The organism is Frankia canadensis, assembly GCF_900197875.1.
Classification (GTDB): domain Bacteria; phylum Actinomycetota; class Actinomycetes; order Frankiales; family Frankiaceae; genus Frankia; species Frankia canadensis.
Window position 1 is genome coordinate 1 of the sequence record NZ_FZMO01000357.1, and the last position, 22,814, is coordinate 22,814.

Genomic DNA, 22,814 nt, shown 5'->3' on the forward strand with positions numbered 1-22,814 from the left:
GGCGGAGGGCGTGGGATTCGAACCCACGAGAAGGTGTAACCCCTCTAGCGGTTTTCAAGACCGCCGCCATCGGCCACTAGGCGAGCCCTCCCCACCCACGGACCACGCCCGGCACCCCTGATCGCCGATCGGGGGGTTCCGCGCGCGGGCCGTATCACCGCCGTCTCCGGCTGGCCGCCTCCCAGTATCGCAGCTGGCGGCGCGGTACCGGCGTGGGACGTCACCCATGGCAGGGACCGGTCAGAAAGTGGTCAATGGTCGCCGACACGCGCCGGGCGGGGCCAGGCGTAGTCGTTCAGCCGCTCGCACGCGATGTTGAAGCGGCCGAGGATCTCGGCCAGGCTCCGGCGGTCCTCGTCGCTCCAGTCCGCGAGGATCGTCGCCAGGCTCCCGACGACAACGCCGCGGTCGTCGTGTAGGCGGCGCAGGCCGTCCGGCGTGATCGCCAGCTTGCGGGCCACCCCGCCGTCCGGATCGGGAATGCGCTCGACGAGGCCCGCCTGCAGCATCGCGGCCGTCTGCCGGTTGACGGTGGAGACGTCCAGGGCGAACGCGTCGGCCAGCTGGCCGATGCTCATCGGGCCCTCCACCTCGATCCGGCTGAGCAGCAGGTAGGCCGAGCGGTCGAGAGTGCGCCCGCTGCGCTTGTAGGTCGACGATGGCAGGACGTGATGGCGGGCCAGCAGCATCAGCTCGCGCTCGACGTCCTGTAGATCCTCGGGCACGACTGCCTCCGCCACGCCTGGGGCTCCCACGCCCGCGTCTGATGGTGAGCTACGTCCCAGACTATGCGCAACCCGCACGCATATGCACCCCCCACATAGCATGCATGATGCACATCCGATCGCCGCCATGGCCACCGGCGATCACTCGTCCTCGTCGCGCACCCCGCCCTGCCGGTGCACCCCGCCGGCGCTTCCGGAGGCCTTCATGTCACACGCGTCCGCCGAGCCTCGTGATCGACGCAGGGCCGCCACCGCGACCGGACCGATCATCGGGGCCCTGGCGGTGGCCGGCATCGTGGTCTCGATCATGCAGACGCTCGTGGTGCCGCTCGTCGCCGACCTGCCGGAGCTGCTGGACGCCTCGGCCTCGAACACCGCCTGGGTGGTGACCGCGGCCCTGCTCGGTGCCGCGGTGTCGACGCCGATCCTCGGCCGGCTGGGCGACATGTACGGCAAGAAGCGCATGATGCTGATCAGCCTCGGCATCCTCACGATCGGGTCGGTCCTGGGCGCGCTCACCAGCTCGCTGCTGGTCGTGATCGCCGCCCGGACGCTGCAGGGCCTGTCCCTCGGCCTGGTCCCGCTGGGCATCAGCGTGATGCGCGACGAGCTGCCGCCGGAGAAGCTGGGCTCCGCGCTCGGGCTGATGAGCTCCTCGCTCGGCATCGGCGGCGCGCTCGGCGTTCCGCTCGCCGCCGTCATCGCTCAGCAGTTCAACTGGCACGTGCTGTTCTGGGGGGCGGCCGGACTGGGTCTGCTGACGCTGGCGCTGGTCTGGCGGGTGATTCCGGAGTCGCCGGTGCGCGACACGGGCCACGGCCGCTTCGACTTCGTCGGCGCGGCAGGACTGTCCATCGGCGTCCTGGCGCTGCTGCTGGTCATCTCCAAGGGCAGCGACTGGGGCTGGCTCACCGGCCGGACGCTGGGGGTCGCGGCCGTCGGCGTCGTCGTCCTCGCCGCCTGGGGCGCCTGGGAGCTCCGCTCGCCGAGTCCCCTGGTCGACCTGCGGATCAGCGCCCGCCGGCAGGTGCTGATGACCAACCTGACGTCGGTCGCGATCGGTTTTGCGATGTACGGCGTGTCGCTGGTGATCCCGCAGCTGATGCAGGCGCCGACGGGCACGGGCTACGGCTTCGGTCAGTCGATGGTCGTCGCCGGGCTGTGCTTCGCGCCGTTCGGCGTCGTGATGATGCTGGCCTCGCCGTTCACCGCCCGCGTCTCCAGCGCCTTCGGGCCGAAGACCAGTCTGATGCTCGGCGCGCTGACGATCGGGGTCAGCTACGGGCTCGGCGTGGTCCTCATCCATCACATCTGGCAGATCATCCTCGTGTCGTCGCTGGTCGGGCTGGGGATCGCACTGGCCTACTCGGCGATGCCGGCGCTGATCATGTCGGCGGTGCCGCCGACCGAGACGGCCGCGGCGAACGGGCTGAACACCCTTATGCGCTCGATCGGCACCTCCTCCTCGGCGGCGGTGGTCGGCGTCGTGCTCGCCCACATGACCACGACCTACCAGGGCAGCGCGGTGCCCTCCCTGGCAGGCTTCAAGACGACGTTCATCATCGGCGCGGCCGCGGCCGCGGTGGCGCTCGTGCTCGCCGCGTTCATCCCCGGCCGGCGGGCGTCGGCGCCGGTCGTCATCCCGCCGCAGCGGGACACGGCCCTCACCTCGGCGGAGAACACCGCCCAGGCGGACGCCGTCTCGCCCTGATCGGACCCGACACCTCCACCCACCCACCCGCCGGGGCCGGGGCGGGGTCCGGCCGCCGGCCGGTGTGACCGCTCAACCCACCGGGCATCCAGCCTGGGTGAGCGGCACACCGGACGACCAGCCCCGCACGCGGGACCGGACCCACCCCGAGCTCGACGACGCGACCGTCGACGCCGTTGGGCGGCTCAGCGAGGCACTGGAGTGGGTCGAGCGCGCTCGCGGCGCGCTCTACGAGTTCCACCAGCTGTCCGGGCGGGCCGACCTCACCCTCAGCGCGGCGATCGGCGGGCTGGAGGACGCGGGCCACGCCCGGACCGCGGCGATGGTCCGCGGCCGGCTGCACGGGCGCAACGTGCTGGACGGCCGCTGGACCTTCCAGATCGTCGAGGAGTACGACGAGCTGTACTACCGGCCCTTCGCCGAGGTGGACGAGGAGGTCCGGCGGCGCCTCACCGGGGGCGAACGCCACGTGCACGAGGCCCGGATGAAGGCCGGTGAGCGGGCCAGGGCCGGCCGCGACCTGTGGGGCCGGGGCGCCTGACCGTCCACGGCCAGGGCCCGCACGGCGTCGCCGAGACGTCCCCGCAGCTCCCGCAGGACGGCCAGGTGCTCGGTCCGCTCGACGACGTCGAGGGCGGCGACGGCCGCGTCCGGATCGCCCGCGGCGCACGCGGCCCGGATCCGCGCCAGCGCGCAGTGCCGCGCCGCGGCCAGGTCCCCGGCGTCGGCGGGGAGCGCACCCGCGGGGGCCCGTCGAAGTCGACGAAGACCAGACGAAGACCAGCAGCACGAACGCGCCGAACCAGGCGAACAGGCCTAGCAGCAGCCGGCCGAACAGGTGATATCCGACGGCCAGCACCGCGGGCGCGACGATCGCGGCCCGGGCGGCGCTGCGCGGCAGGTACGGGTTGAGCGCGGCGATGTGCCCGCCAGCCGCCCACCGCGGGGCGCGGGCGAGCCGCGCGGCGGTGGGTCAGGCGTCGCGCCGCTTCGCGAGGAAGCCGGCGACAACGAACAGGCCCACGCAGACCGCGGCGAAGTACACCAGCGATCCCCACGGCCCGAACGGCATGCCCGTGATCACGGCTGGCCCGTCGCTGGTCTCCGGCTGACCGGCGACGATGAAGTTGTTACCGACGGTGAAGGGCAGCCAGTGCTGGATGTTGTCGCCGATCGTCGGGATCGAGGGCAGCAGGTTCTCCAGCAGGAGCAGGTAGACGAGCTCGATCACGATCGCGCCGGCCGACTGCCGGACGATCAGGCCGACGGCGACGGCGAGGACCGCGGACAGCAGGTAGATCAGCCCGACGCCGAACACGTTGCGGTACTCCTGCGCGGTGTCGATCGCCAACGGCGCGTCCGGCTTGATGGCCTTGGCGACCGCCCACGACCCGACCGCGGTGATCTCGCCGACGATCCCCGCCACCAGCCCGACGACCGTGACCTTCGCGAGCAGCGCGGGGGTCCGGCGGGGCACCGCGAGGAACGTCGACCGGATCGTGCTGAACCTGTACTCGGTGGTGACGGCCAGCGTCGCCATCACCATCATCACCACGAGCCCGAAGTTGTAGGCGAACTGTGTGACGCTCGGCGTGAGGTCGTTGAGGTCCCGGGACTTGGTCGTCGCCGCGAAGACCGACGTGAGCCCCACGGTGAGAGCGGTCGCGAGAATCATGCACCACCACGGGGAGCGGGTGGAGAACAGCTTGATCCGTTCCACGGTGAGCAGCGTCATCGGGTGGTGCCTCCCTGCGTCGCCGGGTCGGTCTGGCCCGCGCCCGCCGGCGCCGCGAAGGGGCCCTCGCCCGGCTGGGCCGGCGCGCCCTGGGCCGGCGGCCGCACGGCGCCCGGGGTCCCGAGGCCGCCCGACTGGTACTCCACGTCACCTCCGGTCAGCTGGATGAACGCCTGCTCCAGCGACCCGCGCTGGGCGGACAGCTCGTGCAGCACCAGGCCGACCCGGCCGACAAGCTCGCCCACCTGCTCTGTCGTGCTGTTCGTGACCAGCAGCGCCGCCGGCCCGTCGTCCCCGGCCGGCAGGTCGCGTACGGCCAGACCCTGGCTGGTGAGCACGCCGTGCAGCCGCTGCATCTCCGGCCCGCGGACCCGCACCGACGACTCGGACGCGTTGTCGATGAACTCCCGGGTGCTGGTCTGCGCGATGAGCCGGCCCCGGCCGATGACGACGAGGTCCTGCGCGGTCAGCGCCATCTCGGAGAGCAGATGGCTGGAGACGAACACGGTGCGCCCCTCGCCCGCGAGGCGCTGCATGAACTGCCGGATCCAGAGGATCCCCTCCGGGTCGAGACCGTTGACAGGTTCGTCGAACAGCAGCACCGTGGGGTCGCCGAGCAGCGCGGTGGCGATGCCGAGCCGCTGCGACATGCCGAGCGAGAACCCGCCGGCCCGCTTGCCCGCCACCCCGGTGAGCCCGACGATCTCCAGCACCTCGTCGACCCGCCTGGGCGGGATCCGGTTGGACGCGGCGATCCAGCGCAGGTGCGACCGGGCGGAACGGTTGGGATGCACCCACTTCGCGTCCAGCAGCGCGCCGACCTGCCGCAGCGGGTGGCGCAGCTCGGCGTACCGCTGGCCGTTGATCCGTACCGTGCCGGCGCTCGGGCTGTCCAGCCCCAGGATCATCCGCATGGTCGTGGACTTTCCGGCGCCGTTCGGCCCCAGGAATCCCGTTACCCTGCCGGGCTGCACCGTGAAGGACAGGTCGTTGACGGCGACCGTACGTCCATAACGCTTGGTGAGCCCTTGTGCCTCGATCATTCGCCTCCTTTCGACATACGTCCCTGTATGCACGCGGACGACCGGGTCCCTGCGAAAGCCAGTTCACGTCCGGGTCTCTTACCAGTAACCCGACGGACGTCCATCCGACCTTCCGCCCGCGCGACGCGGATCCCGCGCTCCACCACGCCGACGGCAACTCCCGGCGGCGGCCGGTACAACGCGTGAAACGGCATGGCCACGCATCCCCCACGAACCGCTCCGCCGGGGTTCATCGTCACGGATCCCCCACCCGGCAGGCCAGCCCCACGGCCGGCAGGACCATGTCGTCCTGGCGACAGCCAACCACCGCCCGCGCCGGCCGACCATCGGGCCAGCCCCCGGAATCAGCCGGGTGCCACCCGGCGGATATTCACAACACCCGCCGCTCGGAGAGTATCTCCTCGGCCAGTTCGGATACCCGACGGCGCTCCCCGCGCGCGATCCGGCGCAGTTTCTCGAAGGCGGTTATCGGGTCGGTGCGCATCGTCGCCATGAGATAGCCGACCGCCCGCTCGATGGGCACCCGGTAGTCCAGCGCGTACTGCAGCTGGCGGGCGAGACGGTCGTTGCGGTCCGCGACCAGACCGACCAGCAGCAGATTCTCCAGCACGGCGCCGAAATGAACCATCGCGTCCCGTTCGCTGTCGGTCCACACCCGCGGCCGGTCGTCGGCGACGTTCAGCGTGCCGATCGGCCCGCCGCCGAGACGCACCGGCACGCCGAGGACCGCGCGCACTCCTCCCCGGGCAAGGATCGGCGTGACCCGCGGCCATCGCTCGTCGGCGGCGATGTCGTTCGAGACGACCACCTCGTCGATGATGAACGACTCGACGCACGGGCCCTCGCCGTACTCCTCCTGGGCGCGCTCAAGCAGAGCTCCCCTGCTGTCGGAGGCGGCGATGCTGCGCAGCGCGCGGTCCGCGTCGACCAGCAGCATGCCCGCGCCGGCCAGCCCGAAGATCTCGGTGACGGCCCGGACCACCTCGCCGACCAGCCTGCCGAGCTCGATCTCGCTGGGCGCCAGGTGATGCAGCCTGGTCAGGCTCGCGTCCAGCTTCGCCCTGTCGATCTCCACGATGCCGCTCCCGCCGTGCCGCCCGTCAACCCGCGCCCGCCGCCCCTCCGCGCTCACATCCCATCCGACCGAACGCCGCCGCCGGACGCCAGCGGGACGCCAGCCGGACGCGGAGCGGCTAGGCCCGGGCACCGCCCGTGCCGGTATCGCCCGACTCCGAACGCTCCGGCCCCGGGCCGGCTTCGACACCCTCAGCCGGCGCCGGGCCGGCGTCGACGCCCGCGGGCCGGCGCGACCAACGGCGACGGCGAACCCCGACGTCCACCTGGCGGCGCACGGTCCCCTCGAGCGCCGCCGACCGCTCGGCCTCGATCGAAGAGCTGATCATAGAAAGCAGGCGGGCCCGCTCATCCGTACTCATCCCCACCATCAGGCTCGCGACCAGCTCCGCATCGCCATCGATGGCGACGGCCGCAGCCTCGGTCGGCATCGGCGGGAGCGGCGCGCTGGCGCCGTCCCGGGTAGCGGGAATCGTCGCGGCAGGCTCGTCAGTACTGTCTGCGGGCATGCGTCACTCTCCGTGACTCGGCCGCAGACACAGGGCAGGCGAATTGATCGGTTGCCGCCCAGATTACCGCACCCGGGCAGGCCCGGTGGGTCCGTCGTCAGCCGTTGATCGCTTCGGCGAGCAGCGCCCACTGAGCGCGCGGCAGCTCGCCCGGGGTGTCGGTGAGCACCTGCACGGCGACGTGGTCGGCCCCGGCCTCGTGATGCTCGGCGATGCGGGCGAGCACCGAGTCCAGGTCCCCCCAGGCGACGACGGCGTCGACGAGACGGTCCGAGCCCGCGCCAACGAGATCGTCGTCGGTGAACCCGAGCCGGCGCAGGTTGTTCGTGTAGTTCGGCAGCCCGAGGTAGATGGACAGGGACTGGCGGGCGATGGCGCGGGCACGCTCGGCGTCGGTCTCCAGCACGACCTTCAGTTCGGGGGCGAGCAGCGGGCCCGGCCCCATGATCTCGCGGGCCTGGCGGGTGTGCTCGGGGGTGACCAGGTACGGCAGGGCACCCGCCGTCCGCTCGGCGGCGATCCGCAGCACCCGCGGACCGAGCGCGGCGAGCACGTGGTCCTCGCGAGGCACGCCGAGCTCGTCGAGCGTGTCCAGATAGTCGAGCAGCACCCGCACCGGCTTCTCCCAGCGCCGGCCCGTCATCTTCTCGACCGGGTCGCGATGCCCGACGCCGAAGCCGAGCAGCAGCCGGTCGGGGTGCGCCTTGGCGAGCATCGCGTAGTGGTCGGCGACGATGTCCGCCTTCTCCGTCCAGATGTTCAGAATGCTCGTGCCGACCGCGAGCCCTTCAGTGCCATCCAGGATGGCCGCGGGGAGCTCCAGGTCCCCGCTCGCCGCACCGATCCACACCGTCGGGATACCCATCGCCGCCACCTCGACGGCGATCTCCGTCCGCGTCCGGACATCGGTCGGCCACTGCCGCTGAGCTGCCCAGAGCCCGATCCTGCCGACTTCAAGTACCACGACGAGCCCCTTCCGCGCAGGGAACTGCGACTGTCCGCATCAACACCCCATCACATTTGCTACCCCGTGCACACGCCCACTATGTCCGCAGCTTTCGCCGACCCGGCACCTCGGGCCCGCCCGCGCGGCCACGCCGGGGAGCGCGCGGGCCATGGTCGTGCGGGCGGGGGCCACGCGGAGTGCGCGGTCAGGGGGTCGTGGCCGCCGGCACCTCCGGCACCGCGGTGGTCTGCGACTCGGCGGCCTGCGGACGCAGGTCCTCGAGGGAGAGCTGGTGTGTCGGCGGCTCGGGGAGCACGAGCCGGGAGGTCACCGTCAGATCGGCCGCCACGTGCAGCAGTTCACCGCTGTCCATGAGCCGCCAGCGGGGGTCCTCGTCCATCCGCTCGCTCTCCACCACCACGGCCGGCAGATCAAGCAGGTCGAGGGACCGTACCCGGATCTCGCTGAACGGGCTGGCGTGGTCGAGATGGCGCGCGTTGCGCCCGCCCGCGTCACGGCGCAGCACGTACAGGCTGTTCGTGTCCGGATACCGCAGCGCCCACAGCTCACGGCCGGTGATGAGGATCATGTTGATGGAGTAGAGCGGCAGGTTGCCCGCGACCCACCGGGCCGCGGCCGTGATCCCCGCGCCGACGTCCCCGCCACGGGCGGCGATCTCGCGGCTGACCAGCGCGAAGAACCGCTCGGAGTCGGTGTCGCCGAACACGTCGGAGCAGGCCGGGCCGAGCTCCGCGTCCAGGGTGCCCAGACCCTCGATCACGCCGTTGTGGGCGAAGATCCGACCGTTCCGGACAAAGGGATGGGTGTTGGCGTCGACGGCCCGCCCGGTCGAGGCATGCCGGACATGCGCCACGAAGGTCGACGACACCACCTCCTGGGACTCCCGGGCGAAGGCGGTGTCGGCCCGGCTGCGGATCGCCTGCCTGACCACGTGCGGGACGCCGTTGACGTCGAAGGCGCCGAGTCCCGCGCCGTCCGGCGTGCGCCGCTGCGCCGCCCGGGGACTGTCCGGCGCGTCGAGCAGCCAGAACGTGGCCTGGACGCGCGCCGGCCCACTGCTCATCGCGAACAGGTGACACATGGACGCCCTCCCTGACGATGTTGACGGATCCGTCGCCCGACCCGACAGGAGGTTACGTTCCGTAACCAGCCTGGCCTGCTCCGACCGGCCGCCCGGCCGCCCGGGCTCGACGCGGACGTTCCGTTCCGTCGCCCTGTTCCCGCCGAACTGTCGGCTACTCCCGCTCGGCCCGACATTTCTGGACAACGGCCCGGACCGACCCGGCGTCCAGACCGACTCTTCCCTTTCGTAATGTTTACCTGTTCACTCCGCCGGACACGATCACCACCATCGCGCCGCGAGTAGGTGCCGCAGCCTGCCCCCGCCCGTTCGGGCCAGGACGCGATGACCACCCGATGATGGCCTGATCCGGCTAACCCGGCCGAAATGTATGTTATCCGGACGTAATACTCCAAACCAGGTTCCCCTCCGCCATCACTGCACATCCCAACGGGACCCGGCCGTGGAGCAACGGAGGCGATCGGGGCCAGAACGGGCACCCACGGGCCGACAGCCGACAGGCGTCCAGAAGCTGAACATCGCAGACTCGATCGGGCCGTTCTTCACAAAACGGCGTTCGCGTTTCCTTAAGATTTGCCAGAGCGGTCGTGGGGACGGGTAACGTATCCCCACCATTACCCCCACATGTCGGCGATCGGGCGGTGGAACGGAGACGCGTGACTACTCCGACAGCGCGGTCCGCCGGCTTCCGAGGCCGCGAACTCCGGCGGTCCGGTTCGGCCGGTGTCTGCGGGGGCGTAGCGGTGCGTCACGTTCGGGTGGGCGGTTCGTCCGGCCATGACCGTCATACGGTCGCTCTCCGCATCAGGGCTGTTCCCACAGGTTGTCACTCCGTCGGCGTACCGTCCCGACGGACGACGCCCTCGCGGCGACGGTCCGTGAGCGCGGTCATGACCGTGAGGACGGCAGGCGGGCAGGAAAGGCACACAGGCTCGGCGCGCGGCACCGGACAGGCGGCCGCGGGGCGAGTCGGCGGGAGACGACAGGAGTGCCTTGGATGAGGTTTCACGACCAGGCACACGGGGGCCGGAGTCTCTGATGGTGGATTCGATGCGATCACTACACGCTCTGTGCATCGTGTTCCTCTGCGAGCAGTTTCCACCGGTGGTCTGGGACGGCGCGGGCAGCTACACCGCGACGCTCGCCATCGCGCTGGCGAAGCTCGGCCACGAGGTGCACGTGGTCTGCGCACAGGGTCACAAGGTCGTCGACTCGGTGCAGGACGGCGTACACGTCCACCGGCGCCCGCTGCTGCGGGTCCCGGTCAGCCGTGGGCTCGGGCCGGTGGGCACCCGCCTGCGCGGGCCGCTGTACCCACGGGATTCGATCAGTCTGCGGGCGAGCCTGCCGCTGTCATACACGTTCTGGATGCGCCGGCTGAACCTGCGCCCGGACGTCATCGAGACGCAGGACGGCGAGACACGCGGCCTCATCCAGGCCGTGTCGCACTCGCGGCCGCTCGCCATCCATCTGCACTGCCCGACGATGCTCACCGTCCGGCTGGCCGGCGCGCCGATCGGCCCGAAGGGCCGGCTCGCCGACCGTCTGGACCGCATGTCCGCCGACCTGGCGGATGTGGTGACCTCGCCGTCGCAGCTGCTCGTCGACACGCTGCGGGAACGCGGCTGGCTCGACGGACGGGCCGTCGAGGTCATCCCCAACCCGTTCGACGCGGTGCCGTGGCTCACCGTTCCCGACGTCTCCGGCACGACGCCGACCGTCGCCGCGATCGGCCGCCTGGAGGCCTACAAGGGCGTCGACGTGCTGCTCGACGCGTCGGCCCGGCTGCGCGCCGCCGGCGTCGAGCACCGGCTCGTGCTCGCCGGCCGTCCCGCCGGACTGATCAACGGGATGGCGGCCGGTACCTGGCTCGACCGCCGGGTCCGCGAACTCGGGCTCGACGTGGAGTTCACCGGCCACCTCTCCGGCGACCAGATCCGCGAGGTCTACCGCCGGGCCCGGGTCGTCGCGGTGCCGAGCCGCTTCGAGAGCTTCTCCATCGCGGCCGCCGAGGCGATGGCGGCCGGCCGGCCGGTGGTCACCACGACCCGCACCGGCGTGGCGCCGTTCGTCGAGCGCTGGGGCGCCGGCGCCGCGGTCCCGCCCGGGGACCCGGAGGCGCTGGCCGCCGCGCTCGCGCCGTACCTGCTCGATCCCGCCCGCGCTGCCGTCGTGGGCGCGCAGGGTCGCACCGGGGTGCGGGAGATCGACCCGATGACGATCGCCCGCCGCAAGGAGGACGCCTACCGGCGCGCCATCGTCCAGTTCGAGCAGGTCGGCGTCCGCCGGCGCGGGCGCTGGCGCGGTGTCCAGCCGCTGGCCCTGCCCGCGGCGGCGTCGCCGGGCAATGTGGCTGGGCCGGACGGCGCCACGGCGGCGGACCCGCAGGCGCCCGTCTCCCCCAGGTCCGGCCCGGCCGCGATCGTCGTGCCGACCACCACGCCGAACCTTCTTGCCGCCTCGGAGGCGGCCAGCCCCGCGGGCCCCGCGCCGCGCGGCGAGCAGCGGCGAACCGGCTGACACCGAAATCGCCGATATCAGGCCCGCTCACGCCGGCGCAGCGGCTCTGACCGGGTAGCGTCGATCTACCCGCTGGCGCCGGGTCGTGCCCGGCGCTCGGTCGTCGCCCCGACCGGGCCGCTGGACCGCCACGGGCGGGGAAAGTCCAGGTGGCGAAGCGCGCCCGCCTGGACGTAGACCTCGTATCGACTCTGCAGGGTGGCCAGCAGCGGTCCCGTCACCGGAGTGCCGGCATCCTCGCCGGCCGCGCCCCCGGCCGACGGAGCTCCGCCCGGATCACCGGCGCCGACCTGGGTCACGTGCTCGGCGAGCGCGCGGCGCTGCCGCGTTCGCAGCCCCCGGGCGTCGACGAGCAGGGGACGCGCGTCGCCCAGCCGGCGGAACGGCTCGACGAGCAGCCGGCTCACCGACCTGTCCCGCGTTCCGTAGCCGCGGGTCCAGGGCCAGTGCGTCCACAGCCAGACCGTGTACTCCAGCACCTGGCCGGCGAACCCGGTGGCCGCGACGGCCCGGCGCGCCGCCTCGTGCGTCGCGTCATGATCCGGATGGCCCTCGCAGGACGTGGGCACCAGGATCTGCGCGGGCCCGCGCGCCCGGATGATCTCGGACAGCCGGCCGGCGATGGCATCGAGATGCTCGCCGAGCTCGGAGTCGGGGAAGCCGAGGAAGAGCACGTCCGTCTCGCCGACGCCGAGCGCCGCGCACGCCCGCCGCGTCTCGCCCGCCCGCACCTCGACCAGCTCGGCCGGCGGCAGCGTCACCGGCTCGGCCCTGGCACCGTCCGAGACGATCACGATGGTCACCGGCGTCCCGACGGCGCGCTTGCGCATCACCGCCACCGCGCAGCCCAGCGTCTCGTCGTCGGGATGCGGTGCCACCACCAGGCAGGACGACCGGGCCATGGCCGCGGTCAGGTCGGTGCCACGCCGGGTCCAGGCCCAGCGGAACGCCGAGCGGGCCAGCACCATCACCTCGGACTTCGCGGTCCGCGGATCGCGCCGCACCGACTGCCACGCCGTCGTCATCGTCACCGTGACCGCCTCCCCTCGACAGCTCGGGACCCTAGCGTCCCGCGTCTGCCCGACCGTGTCCGACACCCGGCCGAAACGGATCCCCGCATGCCAATCCCGGAATTCGTGCTGCCTGGCCGCAACGCGCCCACCGCGTGCCCCTTCAGCATGCCCGGTGGGACAGCGCTCCCCGGCCCCGGCCCCGATCACCACGCGCGGTGACATCACGCAGTTCACGCGCGGTGGGCAGGGCCTCGTACGCCCCCGGCCGTGCCACGGTGAGGGCCGCGGCGAGCAGCGCCGCACGGACCGCCTCGTCCGGCGGCTGGCCCGCGACCAGCCTCGCGGCGAACACCGCGGTGAACGCGTCGCCGGCGGCCGTGGTGTCCACGACCGCGGCGGGCGGCGCCGGATGATGGGTGCTCCGTTCGGCGGTGTGCAGGACGCATCCCCGGGCGCCGAGCGTGACGCAGACGGTCGGCACGCCGAGCCGGTCCGCGACCGCCGCGGCGAGCTGCAGGGCGGCGCCGGCCGCGGCCGGGTGCGCGCCGAGCAGGGCACGCGCCTCGGACTCGTTCGGCACGAGCACGTCGACCTGTTCCCAGGGCACCTCGTCGAGCAGGCCCGCGTCCCGTACGGTCGGCGCCGGGTCGACGATCACCCGGGCGTCGGCCTTCGCCGCCGCGGTCACGAGATCGGGCACCGCCCAGGGGAACTCGAACGTCACCAGAGCCGCGTCGACGTGGCCGCCGCTCGCGCCGACGGCGCGGGCAAGGTCATGACCGGTGCCCGCGAGCTCATCCGGCACCCGCCAGACCACCGCTTTCTCGCCGTCACCCCGGGTGTGCACAACGCAGACCGGGGTCGGCGCACCCGGGCGCACCGCCATCGCGGACACCTCGACGCCCTCGGTGACCAGCACCGACCGGATGGCCACGCCGACCGGGTCCCGCCCGACGGCCCCGACCGCGGCGACCTGGAGACCGAGCCGCGCCAGCGTGACGGCCTGGTTGAACGCCTTGCCCCCCGGCACCATCCGCATCGCGTCGGCCCGCAGGTACCGTCCCCAGGCCGGCAGATCCGCGGCCTCGATCAGACAGTCCAGCACGAACGCCCCCGCGACCACGAAGCGTGGCGGGAGGTCGCCCTCTCCGACACGCTCGGTACTCATCTCGCCCCGGGGCCGCTCCTCGATCGCGCATCCACCTCCGCCTGGCGCACCGTCACCCGGTCGCTCCGCCCTTCGAGTACCGTCACCAATCCACACAAAGCCTCATATAAGGACCCGTCATCGGCGACCAACCCGCTACGCACCCACCGTAGTCACCCCAAGATCGTTCGGAAGAGTTGCCTGTACCGGCCGGGACGCCATCGGCGGTCACGTGCAGGCATGGCAGGGGCCCGGGGCCCGGGCCCGGGGCCCGGCGGGCGTGAGGAGCTCCACGCCACGAAGCGACTACACCGCAGCACCGACGATCGGTGCCTGCACCTCGGGCATCCGGGCCCTGTGCGGCGCGGCTTCACAAAGACCGCGCAGAAAGGCGCGTGGGCGCGTTGTGGGACTCGGGGTGACGTTCGTTCGTGCCCTCGTCCAGGCATGGTTGGCCCGTGGATGGCTCGCAGCCCGATCACGGCCGGCCGGAAAGACTTCGTCCTTGGCCAGAAAGCGTCCCCAGGCCAAGGACGGAAAGACTGGAGCGGGCGACGGGAATCGAACCCGCGTTGCAAGCTTGGGAAGCTCGTGTTCTGCCTCTGAACTACGCCCGCGTGGTACATGCGCATCATACAGGAGGCCCAGGCCACCGAAGCGTGGGGATCGCCGGTGACGGTCAGCCGTCCACGGCACCCACTATGCGCCCTCTGCTCGCTCCTCCTCGGCTGTTCCCGCCGCCACCGGTGCTCGCCCACCCGCCCGCGCTGGAGCCCGCGCCCGAGGCAGGCTCGGTTCCCCCGCCCGACTGGCGCTGGAACCGCAGCGGCTCGCGCCCGGCCGGCTGCCGGGGCGGGGTCGAGCACCGGCGGGGGCGGGACGTCCAGGCTGACCGGCTCGTCGGGCTGGACGCGCACCGTCTGACCGTGGTGGATCAGGGTCATGGCGGGCCCGTCGGAGAGGGTGTAGGTGGCGGTCGCGTCGGACACCTCGACCCGCAGGCGGCGGCCGCGCACGAGCAGGCCGAAGGCGAGTCGGGTGAGGCCCTCGGGAAGGCGGGGTGCGAAGGCGATGACCTGGCCGCCGTCGCGCAGGCCGCCGAAGCCCTCGACCAGGGCGATCCAGCTGCCGGCGAGAGAGGCGATGTGCAGGCCGTCGCCGGTGTTGCGCTCGATGTCGCGCAGGTCCATCAGCGCGGCCTCACGCAGGTAGTCGTGCGCGAGGGAGAGATGGCCGCATTCGGCGGCCATGACAGCCTGGCAGCAGGCCGAGAGGGACGAGTCCCGCACGGTCAGAGCTTCGTAGTAGGCGAAGTTGCGAATCTTCTCGTCGTCGGTGAACGACTCTCCGCATCGCTGCATCGCGAGCACCAGATCGGCCTGCTTGACGACCTGCTTGCGATAGAGATCGAAGTAGGGAAAGTGCAACAGCAGGGGATACTGATCCGCCGTGGTGTGTTCGAAGTCCCAGACCTGGTGTTCGGTGAAGCCCTCGGACTGTGGGTGGACGCCGAGGTTCGGGTCGTAGGGAATGAACATGTCCTCGGCCGCGTCCCGCCAGCTCGCGGTGACCTCCGCGTCCACGCCGAGCTCGGCGGCGAGGTCGGGATGGCGGCGCGCCGCCTCGGCGGCGGCGAGCAGGTTCCGCTTCGCCATCAGGTTCGTGTAGACGTTGTTGTCGGCGATCGCCGAGTACTCGTCGGGCCCGGTGACGCCGTCGATGCGGAAGCGTCCCTCGAGGTCGTGGTGGCCCAGCGAGCGCCACAGCCGGGCGGTCTCCACGAGCAGTTCCAGGCCGACCTCGCGCTCGAAGCGGTCGTCCTCGGTGACGTTGACGTACCGGGCGACCGCGTCCGCGATGTCGGCGTTGACGTGGAACGCCGCCGTCCCCGCCGGCCAGTATCCCGAGCACTCCTCGCCGTGGATCGTCCGCCAGGGGAAGGCCACACCCCCCAGGCCGAGCAGCTCGGCGCGTTCCCGGGCCAGCGGCATCGTCGTGTGCCGCCAGCGCAGCGCGTCCGCGGCGGCGTCCGGCGCCGTGTAGGTCAGCACCGGCAGCACGTACGACTCGGAGTCCCAGAAGGCGTGCCCGTCGTAGCCCGGCCCGGTCAGGCCCTTGGCCGGGATCGCGCGCCGCTCGGCCCGCGCCCCGGCCTGCAGGACTCCCAGTAGCGCGAACCGGACGGCCTGCTGGACCTCGGGATCGCCGTCCACCTCGACGTCGGCACGCTGCCAGAACGCGTCGAGGTACTCCTTCTGCTCCCGCACCAGCCCGGCCCAGCCGGTCTGGCGGGCGGCGACGAGGGCGGCCACCGCCTGGTCGCGCAGCGCCGGCAGGGACCGCTGCTCCGACCATCCGTACGCGAGCCACTTGACCATCCGCAGCTTCTGGCCGGGCATCAGTACCACGGTGGCCGTCACCCGCCCGGCATCCGGCTCACTCTCCGCCGAGACGGCCAGCGAGTCCGGGCCCTCGAAGTGATGGTCGATCGCCGCCGCCACCCGGATCTGGCTGTGCCGGGTGATGTGCACCGTCTCGGCCCTGGTGCCGCTGGCCAGGTGCCGCTCGGAGATCAGCGGTGACTCCAGCACGGCGGCCGCCCGCGGATCCCCGCGCCACACCGGCAGCTGCTCGTTGGCGACCAGCTCCGACTGGACGACGATCCGGGTGGGATCGTCGAGCGCCTCCACCTCGTAGTAGAAGGCCGCGATCGACCGCTGGGAGAACGAAACCAGGCGTTCCGTGTGCACCCGGATCCGCTGGCCGGCCGGCGAGAGCCATTCCGCGTCCCGGCTGAGCAATCCCTCCCGGAAGTCGATCACCCGCTGGTGGGAGCGCAGGTCGCCGTAGCGGATGTCGAAGGGCTCGTCGTCCACCAGCAGTCGGACGAGCTTGCCGTTGGTGACGTTGATGACCGTCTGGCCGGACTCCGGATAGCCGTAGCCGGCCTCGGCGTAGGGCAGCGGGCGCAGTTCGTGCACGGAGTTCAGGTAGCTGCCGGGCAGGCCGTGCGGATCTCCCTCGTCGAGGTTGCCGCGCAGGCCGATATGGCCGTTGGAGAGCGCGAAGAGCGACTCGGACCGGCCGAGATCGTCGAGGTCAAGCCCGGTCTCGCGCAGTGACCAGGGCTCGATCAGGTAGCTCGCCTTGTCGATCATGCCTGGCCTCGCCCCCGGGCGGCCGCCTCGCGCAGCTCGGACAGATCCCGCACGACGACGTCCGCGCCGTACGCCCGCAACGCCTCGGCGTGCCCCGACCCGACCCGGTCGACGCCGACGACGAAGCCGAATCCCCCGGCCCGGCCGGCCTCGACGCCAGCCAGCGCGTCCTCGAAGACGGCGGCCCGCTCCGGCGTCACACCGAGGGCCCGCGCGCCGGCGAGGAAGGTGTCCGGCGCAGGCTTCCCGGCCAGGTGGTCGTGCTCCGCGACCGTTCCGTCGATGATCGCGTCCATGAACCGCTCAAGATCGACCGCTCGCAGCACCGCACGGCAGTTCGCGCTGGCGGAGACCACCGCCCGCGGGATTCCGCGCGCGACGACCTCCTGGAGATAGGCCACCGAGCCGGGATAGACCTCGACGCCGTCCGCCTGGATGCGTTGCTGGACGAGATAGTTCTTCCGGTTGGCCAGGGCATGGATCGTCAGGGCGGACGGCGGATCGTCCGCGGTGCCCTCGGGCAGGCGGATGTGGCGGGAGTCGAGGAAGGCGCGGACCCCGTCGACGCGAGGCCGGCCGTCGACGTGCTCGCCGTAGTCATGGTCGAGATCGAAGGGGACGAACGGGTCGCCGGACCGGCTGGCCCAGTTCTCCAGGAACTCGTCGAACATCTCCTTCCACGCCGCCGCGTGGACGGTCGCCGTGTTCGTCAGCACACCGTCGAGATCGAACAGGCATGATCCGACGTGATCGGGTAGCCCGAGCATTGTTCTCCCGCCTGTGTCCGCGTCGTTCCCGTCGCCCGCTGGCCGCCACCGGCCGGAAGCCCCGTCCCCCTCGGGTGTTCCGGCGCGAGCAAGGCTCTCCTACCCCCGTCACGCTACGTCCCAACGTGAGGAACAACGGGCGGCCGGTGAAGATCGACGGCGCATGCTCTAACGTCCACGGCGTGCTGCTGTCCGACCGGGACATCCGGGCCGAGATCACCGCGGGCCGGGTCCGTCTCGAACCCCACGACCCCGACCTGATCCAGCCATCCAGCATCGATTTGCGACTGGACCGCTGGTTCCGGGTCTTCGCCAACCACCGGTACAGCCACATCGACCCCTCCATCGAGCAGGAGGACCTCACCGAGCTCATCGAGCCCGACGGGGACGAACCGTTCGTGCTGCATCCCGGCGAGTTCGTGCTCGGCTCGACGCTGGAGGTCGTCTCCCTGCCCGACGACCTCGCCGGCCGGCTGGAGGGCAAGTCGAGCCTCGGGCGCCTGGGGCTGCTGACCCATTCGACGGCGGGCTTCATCGACCCGGGCTTCTCCGGGCACGTGACCCTGGAGCTGTCGAACGTCGCGACACTGCCGATCAAACTGTGGCCGGGGATGAAGATCGGCCAGCTGTGCCTGTTCCGACTGACCTCGCCCGCCGAGCACTCGTACGGCTCGGCGATCTACGGCTCCCGTTACCAGGGTCAGCGTGGTCCGACGCCGTCGCGCGCCTACCGGGACTTCACCCGCTGGCCCATTCGCAACGGCCAGAACCCGCCAGCCTGACCGCACTCGGCGCGGCGGGTCGCCACCATGCCGGCCCGTCGCCACGCCGGCTGCCCGGACGCGGTGACGACCGGACGAGGTGACGACCGGACGAGGTGACGACGAAGGCCCAGGGCGGCGCGCCATCGACGCGCTGCCCTGGGCCTCAGGGTCGGGGAACGGCTACCGGATCAGGCGACCGGCTCGGCGGGAGCGGGCTCCGCCGGGGCCGCGGGCGCCAGGGAGCGCGCCAGCAGCTGGGACACGTCGAGCACCTCGACGCTCTCCTTCGCCTCACCCGCAAGCTTCTTCTCGGTGACAGCGTCGGTGAGCATCACGATGCAGAACGGGCAGGCGGTCGACACGACGTCCGGGTCGAGGCCGAGGGCCTCCTCCATGCGGTCGACGTTGACCCGCTTGCCGATCTTCTCCTCCATCCACATCCGCGCGCCGCCGGCGCCGCAGCAGAAGCCGCGGTCCTTGCAGCGGTGCATCTCCTGGCCGCGGATGCCGGGGATGGCCTCCAGGATCTCCCGCGGCGGCGTGTACACCTTGTTGTGCCGGCCGAGGAAGCACGGGTCGTGGTAGGTGACCGACGACTCCACCGGGGTGACCGGGACCAGCTTGCGCTCCTCGACGAGCTTGCCGAGCAGCTGGGTGTGGTGGATGACCTCGTACTGGCCGCCGAGCGAGGAGTACTCGCGGGCGAGGCTGTTGAAGCAGTGCGGGCAGGTCGCGACGATCTTCTTGACGCCCGTCTCGTTCAGCAGCTCGATGTTCGCCTTGGCAATCTCCTGGTACAGATACTCGTTGCCGAGACGCCGCGCCGGGTCACCGGTGCAGGATTCGTTCGTGCCGAGGATCGCGAACGACACGCCCGCCGTGTGCAGCAGCTCGGCGAACGAGCGGGCGACCTTCTTGGCCCGGTCCTCGATGGCGCCGGCGCAGCCGACCCAGTACAGGTACTCGACGTCGTCCGGGATCCGCTCGCCGTCATCGAGGATTCGCACCTCGAACGGCAGGCCCTCGGTCCACTCGGTGCGGGTCCGCGGCGAGACGCCCCAGGGGTTGCCGTTGTTCTCGAGGTTGCGCAGCATGACGCCGGCCTCGGACGGGAACGCCGACTCGATCATCACCTGGTAGCGGCGCATGTCGACGATGTGGTCGACGTGCTCGATGTCCACCGGGCACTGCTCGACGCAGGCGCCGCAGTTGGTGCACGACCACAGCACGTCGGGGTCGATGACCCCGCCCTCCTCGGCGGTGCCGACGAGCGGGCGGTCGACCTGCGGCTGCCCCGGCTGCGGGACCCGGCCAAAGCCGGACTCCGGCACGCCGTGGTGCGCGTGCGCGTCCTCCTCGACCCCGGTGACGGCCTTCGGCGCCTCGGCACCCTCGCCCTCACCCGCGCCCTTGGTGGCGAGCAGGTACGGCGCCTTGGCGAACAGGTGGTCGCGCAGGTCCATGATGATGAGCTTCGGCGAGAGCGGCTTGCCGGTGTTCCACGCCGGGCACTGGCTCTGGCACCGCCCGCACTCGGTGCAGGTGGAGAAGTCGAGCATCGCCTTCCAGGAGAAGTCCTCGATCTTGCCGACGCCGACGATCGGCTCCTCCTCCTCCATCAGCTTCTCGATGTCGGGGGTGGTCGCCAGCGGGCCGAGGGCGACCGGCTCCCGCTTGAGCACGACGTTGAGCGGCGCGAGCCCGATGTGCAGGTGCTTTGAGTAGACCACCAGCACCGAGAAACCCATGATCACGGCGATGTTGAGCAGCAGGAACGCCGTCTCGATGTTCTCGTTCGCGTCGTGCGAGAGTCCGGAGAAGATCCGGCTGACCACGTAGGAGGCGAAGGCCCACTTGGTCTGACCCTGCGGCAGGTTGCCGGTGTTCCACTGCGCGCCGCGGTAGACGAGCAGAGTCACGATGACCGCGGTGATCAGGCCGAGGATGACCCAGGCCGGGCCGGTGTGCGACCCGTAGAACCGGGACTTGCGCTCCAGCCGCGACGGTGCGTTGCGCACCCGGATGACGGTGAACGCGGCGAGGCCGGCGAGCACCGCGACGGAGAAGAAGTCCTCCAGAAACCCGATGGCCGCCCAGTGGCCGAACAGCGGGATGTGGAAGTCGTCGTCGAACAGGCCGCCGTAGGCCTCGATGACGGTGAGCAGCAGGATCGTGAAGCCCCAGAAGGTGAAGAAGTGGGCCAGACCCGGCACCGACCACTTCAGCAGCTTGCGCTGCCCCCCGACCTCACTGATCTCGGTCCAGATGCGGCGGGGCAGGTCGTCCAGCCTGCCCTCGGCCGGCTGCCCCGACCGGATCAGCCGGAACAGCCAGAACACCCGGCGCCCGGCAACCGCGAGAGCGATCAGCGTGATCGCTCCACCGATCGCAATTCTCACAGCATCCTCCATCTGGACCCACCGTCACGGGCGAGCCTACTCGTACCGGTCAGTAACATATGGGGCGAGTGAGGCGCGCCACCCGCCGGGCGCGCTACAGCCCGTCTACCCGCCAAATCTCACCCTCCGAATCCATAACGAGACAATGGATGAGCATCGGGGGCGACGGCTTCACCGCCTCCACCCGACCCTGCCACGACGTGGTCCGAGCGGCCCGACATAGGGGGTCCGAAGGTCCGATCACCCGCGCGAGACCGGCGGGACTGCTACTTTCAGTGGCAGACACCCAACCGACGCGCAACGCCCGGCATCGTCACGACCCGCGCCACCCCACGTCGCGAAGGCACCCCATCCGATGATGTCAACCCTTGTGCTACAAGGTCGATCGACGCACCATAGGGTCGGCCTTTCGCCCATGGTGACCGGGCGATCGAACGTCCCGCGGTGCCCGCTCCGCTGAGGCATCCGCGGGCCTCGTGCCAGCGCTGTCGCGACGACGCCCGGCGTACCCGGCGGGCGGGCCCCAACCCACGTTGACGAACCCTGCGAACCATGGTGGGCACGATGGCGACGATCACACGGCCGACGACGATGACCCGAGTCGGCCGTCCCGGGCACTCCCTGCAGACCGAGTACCAGCGGGCCCGCGAGAACCAGGCACTGGTCCGGCGCGACCGGCTGGCCCGGCAGATCCCCCGCACGGCGGTGCGCTCCGCCGTGGTCGGACTCGTCCTCGCGCTCGTCATCGCGTTCGGGGTCGGCCAGCCCGGCCTCGCCATCCTCGTGTTCTTCCTGGTCTTCCTGGCCTGGCCAGCGGGGATCATGGTCGTGTCGTTCGGCACCGCGCCGGACATCGAGCTGCTGCGGGAGGGCGCCGAGGCCGAGCGCAAGACGGCCCGTGCCATCGCCCGGCTGCGCCGCAACGGCTACCTCATCCTGCATGACCGCGCGGTGCCGTACTCGGAGGCGACGATCGGCCACCTGCTGATCGGGCCCGGCGGCGTGATGGTTCTGGGCAGCGACAACAGCAAGGGCACCCTGCGCTACACCAAGGGCGGCGCGGTGTGTGACGGCGAGTCGCTCAAGCCGGTCATCGACCGGGCCTCCTGGCTTGGCGGCGAAGTCCGCAGCCAGATCCGCGCGGCGCTGCCGATGCTCAAGATCCCGGTCAGCCCGATCCTGGTGATGGTCGAGGCCAACGTCCTGTGGAGCGACGGCGCGCTGGACGGCGTCACGATCATCAGCATCAAGGACGTCGCCAACTTCATCCGCAAGAAGCCGGGGCGGCTCAATCCGGGCGAGGTCCGGCAGATCATCGCCGCCGCCGAGCGCCTGTTCCCGGCCTTTTCGGCGAACCGGCTGGCCGACCAGGTCACCGTCGACCGCGACCAGTGGCTCACGCTGATGGACGCGCTGCGGACCATCCGCGAGCGCGACGGCGACGCGAGCGGCATGCTCGACCGGCTCGCCCAGATCGAGGCGGACCTCGGCCGGCAGGCGGACGTCGACGCCCGCGCCGGCATGCCGCTGGCCATGCCGGGCCAGGCCACCGGTGGCGCCGAGACCACCGAACTCGGCGCGGACGAGATCACGCCCGACGACGAAGGACCGGCGGGCACTGGCCCGATCGCCTCGATCGGGCTGGCGGGCACCGGCCGCGCCGGCCCCCGGGCCCGGCGCGGACGCATCCTGGCCGCCGTGCGCCCGCCGCGCACGGACGCCGACCAGCCCGCCTCCCCCAGCCAGGGCGACCGTTGCGCCGACACCCCGCCCGAGGACACCTCGCCGCCTCCCGCCGGGTCGTAGCACCCACGGCACTCCCGCCAACCCACCGCCGCCCTGTGCGCTGGGCACGCGCTCGCGCGATCATCGCTGGCGTCGCCCTCGACCCGGCCCCCGACGCCGGCCGCCCACCGGCGAGCGAGGGCCCACCGCCGATCATGATCGGGCCGGAGTTCGGACGCCGTCGCCGCCGTGTGCCTGCCGGGCTTGCGTCCGCGGTCTCGTGGGACCGGGCCAGTTCGGTCGATCGCGCGGTCCAGACGGTCGGCGTGGCGCCTCCGCGCGGAGAACCGGCATCCCGGCCACCAGGGGAATGCCATCTCCCGCCAAAAAGTTGAGTGACACAGACTCATCTCTGCGCCGCAACCCTGGTGGCCGCCATCCTGAGTCAGGTAGACTCAATCCATCGAGGCGTCCTA

The 22,814-nt window shown here is 71.6% G+C and carries 17 protein-coding genes, 2 tRNA genes and 1 pseudogene; 5 read left to right on the plus strand and 15 right to left on the minus strand.

Features of this window, described 5'->3' with window-relative positions; all coding sequences use genetic code 11:
* Positions 1-2: 2 nt before the first annotated feature.
* From C1A33_RS23515 to C1A33_RS37015, 3 genes are all read right to left on the minus strand, one after another.
* Positions 3-91: transfer RNA gene (locus C1A33_RS23515), tRNA-Ser, on the minus strand.
* A gap of 160 nt (positions 92-251) precedes the next feature.
* Complete coding sequence (locus C1A33_RS23520; RefSeq protein WP_101833524.1) at positions 252-725, minus strand: MarR family winged helix-turn-helix transcriptional regulator; 474 nt, start codon at positions 723-725, stop codon at positions 252-254.
* Positions 726-866: 141 nt separating this feature from the next.
* Positions 867-1,034 carry a hypothetical protein gene (locus tag C1A33_RS37015; RefSeq protein WP_243407875.1) on the minus strand — a complete coding sequence of 56 codons (168 nt, stop codon included), beginning with the start codon at positions 1,032-1,034 and terminating at the stop codon, positions 867-869.
* On the opposite strand from C1A33_RS37015, the gene C1A33_RS23525 reads away from it, so the two are divergent.
* Both C1A33_RS23525 and C1A33_RS23530 read left to right on the plus strand, forming a co-directional pair.
* The gene (locus tag C1A33_RS23525) at positions 1,033-2,436 is read left to right on the plus strand and encodes an MFS transporter (protein WP_243407876.1); all 1,404 of its coding nucleotides are present in this window, start codon (positions 1,033-1,035) and stop codon (positions 2,434-2,436) included. The two genes, C1A33_RS37015 and C1A33_RS23525, sit on opposite strands and share 2 nt — an antisense overlap.
* A gap of 97 nt (positions 2,437-2,533) precedes the next feature.
* On the plus strand, positions 2,534-2,977 hold the full coding sequence (locus C1A33_RS23530; protein ID WP_101833525.1) for a hypothetical protein: 444 nt from the start codon (positions 2,534-2,536) through the stop codon (positions 2,975-2,977).
* A gap of 432 nt (positions 2,978-3,409) precedes the next feature.
* Here C1A33_RS23530 and C1A33_RS23535 read toward each other — a convergent pair whose 3' ends face one another.
* From C1A33_RS23535 to C1A33_RS23560, 6 genes are all read right to left on the minus strand, one after another.
* Positions 3,410-4,171 carry an ABC transporter permease gene (locus C1A33_RS23535; RefSeq protein WP_101833526.1) on the minus strand — a complete coding sequence of 254 codons (762 nt, stop codon included), beginning with the start codon at positions 4,169-4,171 and terminating at the stop codon, positions 3,410-3,412.
* Complete coding sequence (locus tag C1A33_RS23540) at positions 4,168-5,214, minus strand: ABC transporter ATP-binding protein (RefSeq protein WP_207770460.1); 1,047 nt, start codon at positions 5,212-5,214, stop codon at positions 4,168-4,170. The genes C1A33_RS23535 and C1A33_RS23540 overlap by 4 nt, the downstream gene beginning before the upstream one ends.
* 370 nt (positions 5,215-5,584) lie before the next feature.
* Entirely contained in the window at positions 5,585-6,346 is a 762-nt protein-coding gene (locus C1A33_RS23545; RefSeq protein ID WP_243407877.1) for a GAF and ANTAR domain-containing protein, read from the minus strand.
* A gap of 61 nt (positions 6,347-6,407) precedes the next feature.
* Complete coding sequence (locus C1A33_RS23550) at positions 6,408-6,797, minus strand: hypothetical protein (protein WP_101833527.1); 390 nt, start codon at positions 6,795-6,797, stop codon at positions 6,408-6,410.
* A gap of 97 nt (positions 6,798-6,894) precedes the next feature.
* Positions 6,895-7,761, minus strand: coding sequence for an LLM class F420-dependent oxidoreductase (locus tag C1A33_RS23555; RefSeq protein WP_101833528.1), 867 nt, complete (start codon positions 7,759-7,761; stop codon positions 6,895-6,897).
* Positions 7,762-7,948: 187 nt separating this feature from the next.
* On the minus strand, positions 7,949-8,845 hold the full coding sequence (locus C1A33_RS23560) for a class II glutamine amidotransferase (protein ID WP_101833529.1): 897 nt from the start codon (positions 8,843-8,845) through the stop codon (positions 7,949-7,951).
* 1,050 nt (positions 8,846-9,895) lie between these two features.
* Here C1A33_RS23560 and C1A33_RS23565 point away from each other — a divergent pair.
* On the plus strand, positions 9,896-11,365 hold the full coding sequence (locus C1A33_RS23565) for a glycosyltransferase (RefSeq protein WP_423748133.1): 1,470 nt from the start codon (positions 9,896-9,898) through the stop codon (positions 11,363-11,365).
* 65 nt (positions 11,366-11,430) lie between these two features.
* Here C1A33_RS23565 and C1A33_RS23570 read toward each other — a convergent pair whose 3' ends face one another.
* From C1A33_RS23570 to C1A33_RS23590, 5 genes and pseudogenes are all read right to left on the minus strand, one after another.
* Complete coding sequence (locus C1A33_RS23570) at positions 11,431-12,390, minus strand: PIG-L deacetylase family protein (RefSeq protein ID WP_101833546.1); 960 nt, start codon at positions 12,388-12,390, stop codon at positions 11,431-11,433.
* Between the two features lie 148 nt (positions 12,391-12,538).
* On the minus strand, positions 12,539-13,546 hold the full coding sequence (locus tag C1A33_RS23575) for a carbohydrate kinase family protein (RefSeq protein ID WP_101833531.1): 1,008 nt from the start codon (positions 13,544-13,546) through the stop codon (positions 12,539-12,541).
* A 522-nt stretch (positions 13,547-14,068) separates the two neighbouring features.
* Positions 14,069-14,142 (minus strand) — tRNA-Gly (locus tag C1A33_RS23580).
* Positions 14,143-14,204: 62 nt separating this feature from the next.
* Positions 14,205-16,683 (minus strand): annotated as a pseudogene (locus C1A33_RS23585) (glycoside hydrolase family 65 protein).
* Positions 16,680-17,450 carry an HAD family hydrolase gene (locus tag C1A33_RS23590; protein ID WP_101833532.1) on the minus strand — a complete coding sequence of 257 codons (771 nt, stop codon included), beginning with the start codon at positions 17,448-17,450 and terminating at the stop codon, positions 16,680-16,682. Before C1A33_RS23590 ends, C1A33_RS23585 begins: the two are co-directional and overlap by 4 nt.
* A gap of 182 nt (positions 17,451-17,632) precedes the next feature.
* Between C1A33_RS23590 and dcd the strand changes: the two genes are divergently transcribed.
* Positions 17,633-18,232, plus strand: a complete 600-nt coding sequence (gene dcd, locus C1A33_RS23595) for a dCTP deaminase (RefSeq protein ID WP_101833547.1) — start codon at positions 17,633-17,635, stop codon at positions 18,230-18,232.
* A 170-nt stretch (positions 18,233-18,402) separates the two neighbouring features.
* Here dcd and C1A33_RS23600 read toward each other — a convergent pair whose 3' ends face one another.
* Positions 18,403-20,613: a (Fe-S)-binding protein gene (locus C1A33_RS23600; RefSeq protein ID WP_101833533.1), complete on the minus strand. Its 2,211-nt coding sequence runs from the start codon at positions 20,611-20,613 to the stop codon at positions 18,403-18,405.
* 564 nt (positions 20,614-21,177) lie between these two features.
* Here C1A33_RS23600 and C1A33_RS23605 point away from each other — a divergent pair.
* Positions 21,178-22,419, plus strand: a complete 1,242-nt coding sequence (locus C1A33_RS23605; RefSeq protein ID WP_101833548.1) for a nuclease-related domain-containing protein — start codon at positions 21,178-21,180, stop codon at positions 22,417-22,419.
* The last annotated feature ends 395 nt before the right edge of the window (positions 22,420-22,814 follow it).

What these genes read in the sequence shown, in the direction of transcription:
- C1A33_RS23525 (WP_243407876.1), top strand. Translation starts at nt 1,033, where the DNA reads ATGCAGACGCTCGTGGTGCCGCTCGTCGCCGACCTGCCGGAGCTGCTG.
- C1A33_RS37015 (WP_243407875.1), bottom strand. Translation starts at nt 1,034, where the DNA reads ATGATCGAGACCACGATGCCGGCCACCGCCAGGGCCCCGATGATCGGT.
- C1A33_RS23535 (WP_101833526.1), bottom strand. Translation starts at nt 4,171, where the DNA reads ATGACGCTGCTCACCGTGGAACGGATCAAGCTGTTCTCCACCCGCTCC.
- C1A33_RS23540 (WP_207770460.1), bottom strand. Translation starts at nt 5,214, where the DNA reads ATGATCGAGGCACAAGGGCTCACCAAGCGTTATGGACGTACGGTCGCC.
- C1A33_RS23550 (WP_101833527.1), bottom strand. Translation starts at nt 6,797, where the DNA reads ATGCCCGCAGACAGTACTGACGAGCCTGCCGCGACGATTCCCGCTACC.
- C1A33_RS23560 (WP_101833529.1), bottom strand. Translation starts at nt 8,845, where the DNA reads ATGTGTCACCTGTTCGCGATGAGCAGTGGGCCGGCGCGCGTCCAGGCC.
- C1A33_RS23565 (WP_423748133.1), top strand. Translation starts at nt 9,896, where the DNA reads ATGCGATCACTACACGCTCTGTGCATCGTGTTCCTCTGCGAGCAGTTT.
- C1A33_RS23570 (WP_101833546.1), bottom strand. Translation starts at nt 12,390, where the DNA reads ATGACGACGGCGTGGCAGTCGGTGCGGCGCGATCCGCGGACCGCGAAG.
- C1A33_RS23575 (WP_101833531.1), bottom strand. Translation starts at nt 13,546, where the DNA reads ATGAGTACCGAGCGTGTCGGAGAGGGCGACCTCCCGCCACGCTTCGTG.
- C1A33_RS23590 (WP_101833532.1), bottom strand. Translation starts at nt 17,450, where the DNA reads ATGCTCGGGCTACCCGATCACGTCGGATCATGCCTGTTCGATCTCGAC.
- C1A33_RS23605 (WP_101833548.1), top strand. Translation starts at nt 21,178, where the DNA reads ATGGCGACGATCACACGGCCGACGACGATGACCCGAGTCGGCCGTCCC.